Raw genomic sequence first — 11,811 nt, 5'->3', positions numbered from 1 at the left:
GGTCATGATTTTGATTACGAAAACGTATCCCGGCGCATCAAAAATTGACAAACCAAATCAGGCATGGGTGCAACTCTGGGAGCGCCTGTGCATAAGGGCCTGAAAGCCCGCACTGAAGCGAGCAGAGTTGCGCCCATGCCACATGCAGCGAAATCTCAATTCAATTTATAAAAAAAATATCCAATTTACGGAAGAACCAGAATTAATTTCTTAGATTGTTCAGGCAAGCACTGCGACTGCGGCGGTGGATTGGCGGGGGACGAGCGTTACTTCTAACAAAACGGTTTCTCTCGTTTTTTGCGGGTTTTGCAAACGGTCGATCAACAGCCGCACCGCGCGAGCGCCCATCTCTTGTTTTTCTGATCGGACCGTCGTCAACAACGGACGGCAATTCGAAGCCATCGAAACGTCGTCAAACCCGCACACGCTGACTTGCTCAGGCACCGCAACGCCCCGGTCTTGCAATTCATTCATCACGCCAATGGCGATCATATCATTCGCGCAGACAGCGGCGGTAAAACGTCGGCCTTCCGCGAGTTCACGCGCAATGGCGTCGCGTCCCGAACTGGCGCCTTTTGCTTCATAAACAACATGAACATCGCCGCCGATGTTTTCAATCACACGGCGAAAGCCATCCATCCGGCCAATGTAGTTATCGTTGTCTTCTTCCCCATTGATATAAACAAATTCGCGGTGGCCAAGCTGCGCGAGGTGTTCTCCCATGAGGCGCCCCGCTTCTGTCTGGTCGCTCGCGACGGCGTCAAAAGGATAATGGTTGGAAAAATAGTTCAGAAACACACAGGGAATCTGGGTCGAGACCAGATATTCAAGAAACGCTTGCGGCATTTGCCCGGCGACAATCACCCCGGACATTTGCTTTAACATTGAATAGCGCTGCTTGATTTCATCCAGTTCCGAAATGTTTTCTCCAGCGATGAACGCCAACGGCGCTTGATGCAGTTGAGATTCCTGAGTGACGCCCAACAAAACTTCTGAATAGAACGGGTCTTCTTCGATATAGCGCTCGGGCCGCAACGCGAACCCCAGCGAATAGCGAGCGCTTTGGATCGGCTCTTTGGCGGTAATAAACGTCCCGCGACCGCGCACCGCGTCAATCATCCCTAAACGGTTGAGCCGTTCGAGCGCCTTGCGTACTGTCATTCGGCTGAGACCCGACAGATCACAAATTTCGTTCTCCGTCGGTAAAAATTCGCCAATCTGTACGGTGTTTTCAGTGATATGCTCAACGATTTGATCGCTGAGTTGAATGTATGAAGGCGTGTTTGCGTCACGTTGGATGTGAAACTCAAAAGCGATTTGCATGGCGAAATCCAATAAAAAACAGAAATGGAAACAAGCAATTCAATCTAGTACAGAATTGCCCTCTTGGCTATCCATATTAACCCTATACATATTTCTTGATCCACCCTAAAATTCAATCGCATTAAATTAGCATCCAAACATTAGCAGCGCCTAGCGATTCATAAATGGCTTTTTGCCACAGAATAAACAAGAAGTGACGGGTTTATTTTGTACAGACTTTTCATCCTGCTCGATTCTTCACTCCCCGTCAAAACGCCATTCTATCATGGCTAAAACACATTCGATAGTTTTTAATTGAAACAATTATTTTGATGAAAAAGGAGGATTGAAGCAGGATTATTCATCCAACCCATCTTTGTTTATTCAATCATTTTTTTTTCTATTCGGAGGAGGATTCAAGTATGAAATTAAGAACTTTGGCGCTTAGCGCTGCAATGTTGTTTGCGACAAGCAATGGTTTTACGCAGGAGATCAGTTTTTTCTTCTCGGCGGGCGATGTGAGCGGAGAACCAGACCGCTTCGGCAATGTCCACGCCATCGAACCGTCAGACGCTTATGACCCGCGCCCCTTCGGCAATGAAGCGCTGGCGGATGTATTTTTTGACGACGACAATCTTTGGCTGATTTATCAGGTTGACGGCAACACCATGCTGGTTTCTCACGGCCCGGGCTTTTTTGAAGACGCCCCTGAAATCGCGATGAACATCACCCCCGCGTTAAGCGGCAAATATGAAGTCATCCTAAACTTTTTAGATAACAACGGCGTTCCCGACACTGGCCCGCTACTCGCGGCGCTGGGCGATGGCGAATTCACTCAATACTCAGCCATGAATTCGGAGCGCGCATCAGGCGGCACTTCGCCCGGTTACCCTGCGATTGACGGCACAACCCAGGGCGGAATGTTTTGGTATAGCGCATCGCTAGGCGAAGTAGAGGTCGAACAAGGCGAAGTCATCACCGTGCGGGTGGATGACGTTCAAGGCGATGTCGCCAATTTAAACGCGGAGTTTTATGTCACATCGACTTTCCGCGGCGTGACCCTGCGCGCCATCGAGCTGGGCGGGACGCTCTCTGAAATCCAAGTCAGCCCCGGCGCGCTTGAGTTCACATCAGACGTCAGCGGCAATCAGTTTCGTACCGGCCCGGCGGATGCGGCGGCGTATCCCAATCAGGAAGACTGGCTCACCGTCCAAACCCGCGAAGACGGTTCCGGCAAATGGAACATTCGCGAAGGCCTTGGCTCCTACGGCCCCATCCTTGAGTCGTTCCCATCAAACGGCAACGACGGCGTCCCGCTTCGGACGTCGGTCATCTTCGCCGCTGACGGCGCCTACAATGTATATTTGAATATGGGCGATACCGCTGGTTCCACGCCGTCGCAAAATTGCGGCGAACCGAACCCCATCCTATTTGGGCTTGAAGGCGGGCCGCTCGCCACTTACATGCCGGATGAAGGGACGTTCAAAAGTACGCCGGGCTATAACGATTATGAAATCCCCGTCGCCGTGCTCAGCGTCGAGGCGAGCGAACAGGTCGACTTCATCATTGACGACGCAATTGAATACCCCGATGCGCGCCGTTCGGTGTATATGGGATTGCGTCTTGAAAAGATCAACCCCGGCGCGTTTCCCGAAATTCAGATTAGCCCCGGCGCCGCAGAATGGGCGACCGACCTGTCGGGCAACCGCTACCGCACCCTGCCGACCGACATCTGTTTGAATACCGAAGACTGGCTCACCGTACAAGATCGCGAGGACGGTTCGGGCAAATGGAACATTCGCGAGGGTCTCGGCCCCTACGGCCCCATTCTCGAATCGTTCCCCGAAAACGGCAACGATGCGCTGGCGTTGCGTACCTCCATCATCTTTACGCAAGCCGGAACCTATGATGCGTTCTTCAATATTGGCGATACGGCTGCGTCGGATGAGCAACAAAATATTGACGAACCCAACCCCATCCTGTTTGGGCTTGAAGGCGGCGACCTGCAAACCTGGCATCCGAACGACGGCGAATTTAAAACCACGCCGGGCTATAACGATTATGAAATTTCACTCGGCGAATTTACCATCGGACAAGGCGAACGCCTCGATTTCATCATTGACGACGCGATTGATTATCCCGATGCGCGCCGTTCGGTGTATCTGGGAATGCGTTTTGTGCTGCTAACCTCGGTTGAGGCGTGGTCATTGTATTAGAACAAATTGAATGCACCGCAAAACAACGGGGCTGGTCAATTCGACCAGCCCCGTTTCACATCATGCTATCATGACTATTGTTACTTGAACTCCGCCAACACGGGCACATGGTCGCTGAGCGCGAACGAGACCGGGTCTTTGGCGTGCTGCCGAAACGCGCCTTCATGCAATGCGCGCGCCGATTTCAGCCGCTTGGCCAACGTCGCATTCGACCACACATAATCAATGCGGCAATAGGGCGAGTCGGCCTTAAACGTCAGCGCTTCGCCCGCCCCCGCCTTCGCATAACTATCAATCAGCCCGGCTTTTATCCAGCGGCGATATGACGGCATGTCGGGTTCATGGTTGAGATCGCCCTGTAAGATAAAGTTCGCGTTGGAGGCGATCTCCTCTCGCATTGACTCTAACATCGCAGTGACTTCGTCGTAACGAATGTCCTTACTGCTGGGGTGCAGGTGCGCACTGTGGACGATGTAATCCTCATTCGTTTCTGGATTGCGCAGGTTCGCTTTTCCCCAATGACGGGTGAATAATTTTTTGGGGCGCTCGCCGCTCAACACCGGACAGTTCTGCGCCGAGACAATCTCGAAGCGGGTCATCAGAGCGCCCGGCCAGTGTTCGCCGCTTGGGAAAAACACATAATTCATCTTCATCAATTTCGCGATTTCTTTGACGACGCTTTCCGCCGGGCCTTCTTGAAAGGTGATGATGTCAGGCTGGTAGAGCGCAAACTCCATCGCGTAGCGTTGCGGCAGTTGCGACGCGAACTCGCCCAGGCGCTCTTTCGAAACGCTCTTCGGCCAGCCGCTGCATTGCAGCACGTTGTAAGTGATGGTGCGAAGTCCGCCGGTTTCAGCAAACGCTGGTTTCAATAAAAAACCCGCGCCGCCCAGCATTGCCGTTTGCATCCAGGTCCGTCGTTTCATCGGCTCATCTCCATCAAACTCAATTAATTCACTCAGAACATAAAGCGAGGGGTCTGCTCTCCGCCCGCCCTTGCATTAAAAACATACCCCTCCCCTTTAACCTCCCCATCTTGGAGAGAGCGGGAAAAGCGCTAATACGGTTCCGCTACTATTTGATTTCCATATTCAGCCCGACTTGCACGGAGCCTTCGCTTTCATTCTTGATCAACATTTCCTTATTGAAGCGGTTGCCGGTGATGACGGCGCCCTTCAATTTCGGGCCGAGATAAATTTGCGGCTTGGCTTCACGAAAGAACGAGGTCGCAATCGTCAGCTCGCCGTTGTCGGCGTGAATGGCGTGCGAGTCGCCGCCTTTGTGGTTCCAATGGACGAAATTGCATTGCTGGAACGAAACCGAACCCGGGCCGCGCAGCCAGGCGACTTTATCGCTCGGCCCCCAGAACGCGCAGTTGTTGAACTGCACCAGCCCTTTGAAGCCTTCGGTCGTCATCACTTGCGTACTGTCGTCATGCGAGAACGAAACAAACTCGCCGTTGGTGATGAGCAGCCCCGGCGGTTGGGTCGCTTCGACCCATAACGCATAGCGGCCGCCGTCGGCGCCGATGCCAAGAAAATTACCGTTGCAGGCGCCCTGTTCCGTCTCGATAAACTTGTAGCCCTTATCGAAGCCGAACGCGAAGGTGTTTAAGACGTATTCCCAGTCGGTGCGGCCAAAGATAAAGGCCTCGGTGTTGTTGTTCATGAACTCGATGAGTTTGCCGAAGTTGCGCGGGTGGTCTCCTTTGGTGCGGCCCCAATAGTGGGGATTGAAGTGGACGTTTTCGATGCGCCCGACATCGGTGCAATTGTTGATATAAACGCCGCGCCGCAAGCAACAGCCGAACACGTTGCGGATCACATGCAGCTCGTTGTGGTGCGTACCGAAGTCGATGCCCTGCCAGGCGTTGACCAACGTCACATCGAGAACGCTGCCGTGCATGCCGCGTCCTTGAATCGCCCAGGGGTAGGCTTTGATATCATCAAGCCGTTGGTTGGGGTAATAAATGGTCAGGCCTTTTACGGTTGCGCCCGGCGCGAGCTGGATCAATGCGGGGCCGTCTTCATTGCCTTCATGCCCGACGGCAAACAGGACCGTTCCCCACACTTGGTCAGAGTGGTGCGGCGCCTGCCAGCTCCCGCGCAAAGTAACGCCAGCGGGAATTTCAATATGATCGTCGATGCGGTACTCCCCGGCGGGCAGATAGACCTCGCCGCCTCCCGCTTCGCTAGCGGCCTGCAACGCTTGTTGAATGACAGGCCCGTCGTCTTTCGAGCCGTCAGCGGCGGCGCCGGTGACTTCGATTGATGATGAATACGCGGTGACGGTTGCAACCATGAGTAAACAGAGTGACGAAACGAACAATCGCATGGCAATAAAATCCTCTCAAAGAAAGAATAATTTCAAGATCATTCATTTCAACACATCACAGAGAAAATTCCAACCCAGATAGAGTGTTTGTCAAAATACTGTGCGTTAAGCGCGCCCGTAGGGCTCAGCGATAGATACAGTTATGGAAACTCAATCCGCACATAATTCTGGCAACTACTATAAAAGGAAAAAAACCGCCGGGGCGTTAGCCGTCGGCGGATATGCTTTCTCCGAAAATGAATCGCTAGTATTCGCGCCAATGAGCAGCTTGAGATGATGGCGAAACAGTAATCAGACTGTATCCATTGGGATGCTCAATGATGTATTCCGTTCCGTCAATCAAAACGACTTTAAAGGTTAAAGGTAATGGATCGCTATCGAATCCTATTAAAGCCAGAGTCTTGTGAGATTGATTATTTACTCCGGGACTTACGATAATTGGTGGATACAAAGGGACATTGTTTATCGCGATGACATGTGAGGTTTTAATTGATTTAGGGAAATTTTCATATTGGATTACTAAACCGCCGATGTCGCTCGCATAGAGTAACGGATTCGTGAATAGGTTGAATGCCAACTCGTTGCCGTGGGCGTCTTCAATTCGGAGTTCATCCATTAATACTTGATGTGGGTATGTAGTGGAAAAAGCTCTTTTGCGGTGAATTACATTGTTTGCTTCTAGATCAACTCCTGGCTGAGGTTTAAAGAAGATACTTTTAAGCGCAAATTTTGCATTTTCTTTAAATGTAATGTGAAAATATATTTTGTCGATTGTGGAATTAACTGAGGCGTTTTCGATCAAATTGCTTAGTGATTCGCGCAATGAAAACGGACCATCTCCAAATGGGTGGGTGATGACGCCTGAAACTCGTTTCACATTCTGAGAATTATTCAGTTGGAATTCTATTTCTGTCTTACTGAATCGAACAGAATCTTCCATTTCAAAAAACGGAAAAAAACTGCTTCCATCTAAGATAACATCGAGTGGACGGGTTTCAACTTGTGACTTTATTATTTCAGCAAACGAAACTAGTGAAACACAAATTGTAATTGCCCCAATGAATATGAACCGCATCATGCTTGAATCCCCATGTGTTTACATAAAACGCGCTTGCGCTGACAATAACACACGCCCTTTAAATGCGTCAATCTAAATTACGGATTAAATCACCAAACAAAAAAACCGCCGGACTGATACAAGCCCGGCGGTTCGCGCATTCAACAATTTGAATCGTGATGCGTTATTCTTTGGTTTGTTCGCGCAAATCTTGTAAGCGCCGTTCGAGGCGGTCGATGATGGCTTCGATGTCTTTGACTGCGACTGCCGGGCCTGCGCCCTCAGCCCCAAACCGTGGGCCGCGAGGGCCGCGCTCGAAATCACGGGGGCCCATGCCGCGAGGGCCTTCGCCACGACGTCCTTCGCCAAAGCCGCGTTCTTCCATCATCGGGCCGCGGGGGCCGCGTGGAGCGTCGTCTTGAAATCCACGACCGCGTTCATTCATGGGGCCGAATCCACGATGGCCTTGCGGTCCTTGTCCGCGACGTCCTTCGCCAAAGCCGCGTTCTTCCATCATCGGGCCGCGGGGGCCTCGAGGAGCGTCGTCTTGAAATCCGCGACCGCGTTCATTCATGGGGCCGAATCCACGACGGCCTTGCGGGCCTTCGCCGCAACGTCCTTCGCCAAAGCCGCGTTCTTCCATCATCGGTCCGCGGGGGCCTCGAGGAGCGTCGTCTTGAAAACCACGACCGCGCTCATTCATGGGGCCAAATCCACGACGGCCTTGCGGGCCTTCGCCGGGACGATCAATCGCACGATGGCAATGAGGGCATTCGATAACTGGCGGCAACGCACCACGCATCTCTCGGCGAGGGCCGCGCTCAAACTCACGGGGGCCGGGGCCGCGACGGCCTTCATCAACCCCGCGATCCGCCATCGCCAACCGTCTTGGGCCGCGCGGCGCGTCATCTTGAAAGTTGCGGCCTCGTTGTTGCATGACGCCGCGAAAGTGCGCTCGATTCTCTCGCATCCAAGCGAGGTCTTCGTCAGACGCATCCTGGCGAAACTTGCGCATGATTTCAGGCATCACGTCGCGAGGATGTTCGCCATTCGCAATACGTTCACGCGCTTGTTCAAACAGTTCAGGATTGCGCTCTCTCGCTTCTTGCATCATTTCGCGTCCAAAGCGCGGGGGCTGTTGACCTTCATCGCTGAAGCGTCCCCGTCGCGGCGGAGGCGGCGACGTTCCATCAGCAAAACCTAACGCAATCGGCGCTCCAATAACGGCGGGGGCGTCCAAGTCGTCTGCTTGCGCGTTGGCCGGGCTGGAAGCGATAAACGCATAGGCAACCGCCAAAGCGGATAAGCAAAACAAAAATCCAATCGAGTTCCAATTCAGTGATTTCGTAGTCATGATCGTAATTCCTTCCTTATGTCAGGTATGTTTCAAATTAAGCGGCCGCTTGTTATCTCTGTTTAGTTAAACGACGGGAAACGAAGTTTTATTGAGAGGAAAGTGAATTTATACGCATTACCAAAATTTTGTGCGGATTCTGCGACCGCGCTATTCAAATCGCGCGAAGAATTCGTTGCGCTTCATTGGTGTTATCTTGTAATTGTTGTCTTGGTCTTCAATTCCAAACCGAAACGATGAACCGGCTTCGTTCTTCACAAATTCCATCGCGCTTTCGGGCCATGACGGTTCACGCCCAAAGCGGCATGAATAGACGCTAACGATTGTGGTTTGAGGCAATCCGCGTGGGTACGATTCGTGAATCATCATTTGCGGCGCCGTGTAGTCAGCGCCGTCAACTTTGAGTTGACCATCCCAACGGATGTGGCTACGCACCGTACCTTCGTATAAGGATGCGTATTGCCGGACGCTGCGCTCGTCATTGTTTTCGCACAAAAGAAATTGAGGGGGCAACTTCTCGTTGGTATTGATATCAAAACTCAGCGCTTGTTCTCTCGGAATAACGGTTTCAATATCAGCAGGAAACGCAGCGTGCTTGAGCATTTGGTTTACTTTATTCTTGAAGGATCCTGCACTCCTGAGCCAAAACAATGTACGCAATGGAAAGATTGTGTACAGCAGTTCTGAATCTTTCCGTAGGAATCGGTCTCCCTGAAAAATGACGCTGCGGTCGTGGCTTACATAGCTGATTTGAAATCTTCGAAATTCACGCGTTTTCGAGAACAGCGATTTGTCGCACACATCTGTTATGGAATACATTTTCTTGCCATTGAATAATCCCTGGTATGGTTCCCAGTTGGGGTCGTTGCCCAGCTGTCGTTGTGAGTGGATGGAATAATCCTTGGTTTCGATGATGCGGTACTGTCGGGTGATTGCATACGCATTCTGTGCGAATTCTTGCACTTGCTGCGCATAGAGCGCTTCGAAATCCGGGTCTTCGTTTGAAATTGCGTCCCGCTCGAACGCCTGCTGGATGCGCTGCGCAATTAAATCATTGTGGTGCTTGTAAGTCGTTGTGATGTATTGAACGGAATATTCCAGGCCTTTGAATCGTTCCACTTCAGCGGTAATTTTTTTCGCCAACATTTCATCGCCGACTTCAACCTGCGGTGAGCAAGAAGTGAAAATCAATAGGAGGAACGGAATTACAAACTGTCGCATCACTCCTCTCCGGTGGATCGCAGGTTGTGTTTGTTAATGAGGTCTTGTAAGTGGCGGCGGCTGATGCCGCCCATGAGTGCGGACTTAGTAACGTTGCCGTCGTTGAGGTTGAGCAGCTCTTCAAGATAATGACGCTCAAACGCCTCGCGCGCTTTTTGAAACGACAACTGGTTCGGGTCAAACAGCGCCGCCATCAACGGCGCCTTGTTCTCCATCTTAGGCGCCAGATGCTCGGGCAAGTCGCGCAATTCAATCACGCCGCTTTCGCGCAAGATCATGCAGCGCTGAATAATGTTCTCGAGTTCACGCACGTTGCCCGGCCACTTGTGCTGCAACAACAGCCGCATCGCTTCCGGCGAAACCCCTTCGACGGAACGGTTCATTTTTTGATTGAAGCGCCGTAAAAAATGCTCCGCCAAAATGGGGATATCGCCTTCGCGTTCGCGCAACGGCGGCAGTTTAATTTCTAATACCGAAAGCCGGAAGAACAAATCTTCGCGGAACGATTTTTTTTCAACGTCGTCGCGCAAGTCGCGGTTAGTGGCGGCGACCACGCGCGCATCGACCGCTTTCGGTTTCACGCTGCCGATGCGGCGCACCTCTTTTTGTTCGAGTACGCGCAAAATCTTGACCTGCAAATCCATCGGCAGGTCGCCGATTTCGTCAAGAAATAACGTCCCCCCGTCAGCCGATTCAATCAAGCCGATCTTGCTTTGGTGCGCGCCGGAGAACGAGCCTTTTTCATGCCCGAATAATTCGCTTTCAATCAACTCACGCGGCAGAGCGCCGCAGTTGACCGCGACGAACGGCCCTTTTTTTCGCTCCGAAAGTTGATGAATGGCGTTGGCGACCAGTTCCTTACCCGCGCCGCTTTCGCCCAACACCAAAATGGTGCTGTCGGTGGGGGCGGCTTTTTCGATGAGGCGGTAGAGCGACTGCATGGCGCGGCTCTGGCCGATCATGCCGCCCATGCTCTCGCGTTCTTCGAGCACCGACGAGAGATAGGCGTTGCGGTCGTGCAGCCGCCTGCGTTCGACCGCGTTGTGAACGATGTGCAGTACCTCGTCGTTGTTAAACGGCTTGGTGATATATTCGTAGGCGCCGCGCTTCATGGCGTTGACGGCGGTTTCGACCGCGCCGAAGGCGGTCATCATCACCACCGAGGTTTGCGGCGAGCGCTCGCGCACATGGTCGAGCAGGGCCAGCCCGTCCATGCCGGGCATCCGCACATCAAACATGGCGGCGTCGAAATTCTGTTCGTCAAACTTGCTCAGCGCGTCTTCGCCGCTCTCGGCTGTAGCAACCAGATAGCCTTCATCCGAAAGCATGCGCTGCAAAATATGGCGCATACCTTTCTCATCATCCACAATTATGACCGAACCGCGACGCAGCGTGCTCATACCGTTCCCTTCAAATGAAGCATTTCTTTAACAATAGTATAAGCAAAGTGAATTGTATGCAGGAAGAAACTTAAGTAGCCAGAGGTACATTCAATTCGCGCGGCGCAACACCCGTCCATTGCGCCGCGCGGTTAAACGAAGCGTTACGCCTATTCTTTTTCAGACGGCTTGGCGTTCTCTTTAATTTCGTCGGTAAACTCTTTCATCATTTCTTGCAGTTTTGGCATCACCGCCATCATTTTCTTTTGTGAAATCTGCATGGATTTCTGCATCAGCTCCGGCTGTTTTTTGATGAACGCCTGTCCAATATCCGAAGAGTAAAACACGATGGCGCCTTCGAGTTCTTCTTTGCTGAACGACTCGGCGTAGAGAGCGATATAGTCTTCTTTCATCGCTTCCCAACCGACTTCTTTCGCGGTGAAGTCCATCACCTTCTTCATATACTCGTTGGTCTGGTCATTAATCACCGCATCCGGCATGCCCATTTGCTTCATTTGCATGGGCAGCATCTCTTTCATAATGTCCATGACCTGCTCCGTCGTTTGCGGGACGTTCATTGAAACCAATAGTTGTTCGGCCAGTTCGTTTTGCGTCGGTTCTTTCACTTCGCCAATGGCGATTAATGCACATGCGCACACAACCAATGCAGCAATGATTTTCGTTTTCATGGCGGGCTCCTTCTGTATGAGGCGATTGTCTAATGTTATGTACAAGCGTAGTACATAATCTATCGTACGGATAGACCGCAGCAAAACATTCATCGTTTGAAAATTAAGGTTCATCCGGTAAGTGAGTACTTACATTGATGGATGGCCATAATATTTATTCAGAAACAGGCTCCGGCATTTCACAAATTGACAAACCAATCAGGCGTGGGTGGAACTCTGGGAGCGCCTGTGCATAAGGGCTTGAAAGCCCGCACTGAAG

Annotated in this window: 9 protein-coding genes; 1 reads left to right on the top strand and 8 read right to left on the bottom strand. The window is 51.8% G+C overall.

What is annotated here, in order from left to right:
• Window positions 1-219: 219 nt before the first annotated feature.
• On the bottom strand, window positions 220-1,323 hold the full coding sequence (locus P9L94_02630) for a LacI family DNA-binding transcriptional regulator (protein ID MDP8242950.1): 1,104 nt from the start codon (window positions 1,321-1,323) through the stop codon (window positions 220-222).
• Between the two features lie 401 nt (window positions 1,324-1,724).
• Between P9L94_02630 and P9L94_02625 the strand changes: the two genes are divergently transcribed.
• Window positions 1,725-3,518 (top strand): hypothetical protein, encoded by a 1,794-nt coding sequence (locus tag P9L94_02625; GenBank protein MDP8242949.1) that lies wholly within the window; start codon window positions 1,725-1,727, stop codon window positions 3,516-3,518.
• Window positions 3,519-3,598: 80 nt separating this feature from the next.
• Here P9L94_02625 and P9L94_02620 read toward each other — a convergent pair whose 3' ends face one another.
• The 7 genes from P9L94_02620 to P9L94_02590 all read right to left on the bottom strand — a co-directional run bounded on the left by P9L94_02620 (window position 3,599) and on the right by P9L94_02590 (window position 11,552).
• Window positions 3,599-4,444, bottom strand: coding sequence for an endonuclease/exonuclease/phosphatase family protein (locus tag P9L94_02620; GenBank protein ID MDP8242948.1), 846 nt, complete (start codon window positions 4,442-4,444; stop codon window positions 3,599-3,601).
• 148 nt (window positions 4,445-4,592) lie between these two features.
• Window positions 4,593-5,852, bottom strand: a complete 1,260-nt coding sequence (locus P9L94_02615; protein MDP8242947.1) for a glycosyl hydrolase family 28-related protein — start codon at window positions 5,850-5,852, stop codon at window positions 4,593-4,595.
• Between the two features lie 244 nt (window positions 5,853-6,096).
• Window positions 6,097-6,930: a hypothetical protein gene (locus P9L94_02610; protein ID MDP8242946.1), complete on the bottom strand. Its 834-nt coding sequence runs from the start codon at window positions 6,928-6,930 to the stop codon at window positions 6,097-6,099.
• Between the two features lie 163 nt (window positions 6,931-7,093).
• Entirely contained in the window at window positions 7,094-8,263 is a 1,170-nt protein-coding gene (locus tag P9L94_02605) for a hypothetical protein (protein ID MDP8242945.1), read from the bottom strand.
• Window positions 8,264-8,413: 150 nt separating this feature from the next.
• Complete coding sequence (locus P9L94_02600; GenBank protein MDP8242944.1) at window positions 8,414-9,484, bottom strand: hypothetical protein; 1,071 nt, start codon at window positions 9,482-9,484, stop codon at window positions 8,414-8,416.
• Window positions 9,484-10,884: a sigma-54 dependent transcriptional regulator gene (locus P9L94_02595; GenBank protein ID MDP8242943.1), complete on the bottom strand. Its 1,401-nt coding sequence runs from the start codon at window positions 10,882-10,884 to the stop codon at window positions 9,484-9,486. The genes P9L94_02600 and P9L94_02595 overlap by 1 nt, the downstream gene beginning before the upstream one ends.
• A 149-nt stretch (window positions 10,885-11,033) precedes the next feature.
• Window positions 11,034-11,552, bottom strand: a complete 519-nt coding sequence (locus tag P9L94_02590; protein ID MDP8242942.1) for a DUF2059 domain-containing protein — start codon at window positions 11,550-11,552, stop codon at window positions 11,034-11,036.
• Between the last annotated feature and the right edge of the window lie 259 nt (window positions 11,553-11,811).

The organism is Candidatus Hinthialibacter antarcticus, assembly GCA_030765645.1.
Classification (GTDB): Bacteria; Hinthialibacterota; Hinthialibacteria; order Hinthialibacterales; family Hinthialibacteraceae; genus Hinthialibacter; species Hinthialibacter antarcticus.
The sequence above is the reverse complement of the archived record's forward strand: the minus strand, read 5'-3'. Positions and strand labels throughout refer to the sequence as shown.

Coding starts and splice junctions, on each gene's coding strand:
- P9L94_02630 (MDP8242950.1), bottom strand. CDS start 1,323: ATGCAAATCGCTTTTGAGTTTCACATCCAACGTGACGCAAACACGCCT.
- P9L94_02625 (MDP8242949.1), top strand. CDS start 1,725: ATGAAATTAAGAACTTTGGCGCTTAGCGCTGCAATGTTGTTTGCGACA.
- P9L94_02620 (MDP8242948.1), bottom strand. CDS start 4,444: ATGAAACGACGGACCTGGATGCAAACGGCAATGCTGGGCGGCGCGGGT.
- P9L94_02615 (MDP8242947.1), bottom strand. CDS start 5,852: ATGCGATTGTTCGTTTCGTCACTCTGTTTACTCATGGTTGCAACCGTC.
- P9L94_02610 (MDP8242946.1), bottom strand. CDS start 6,930: ATGATGCGGTTCATATTCATTGGGGCAATTACAATTTGTGTTTCACTA.
- P9L94_02605 (MDP8242945.1), bottom strand. CDS start 8,263: ATGACTACGAAATCACTGAATTGGAACTCGATTGGATTTTTGTTTTGC.
- P9L94_02600 (MDP8242944.1), bottom strand. CDS start 9,484: ATGCGACAGTTTGTAATTCCGTTCCTCCTATTGATTTTCACTTCTTGC.
- P9L94_02595 (MDP8242943.1), bottom strand. CDS start 10,884: ATGAGCACGCTGCGTCGCGGTTCGGTCATAATTGTGGATGATGAGAAA.
- P9L94_02590 (MDP8242942.1), bottom strand. CDS start 11,552: ATGAAAACGAAAATCATTGCTGCATTGGTTGTGTGCGCATGTGCATTA.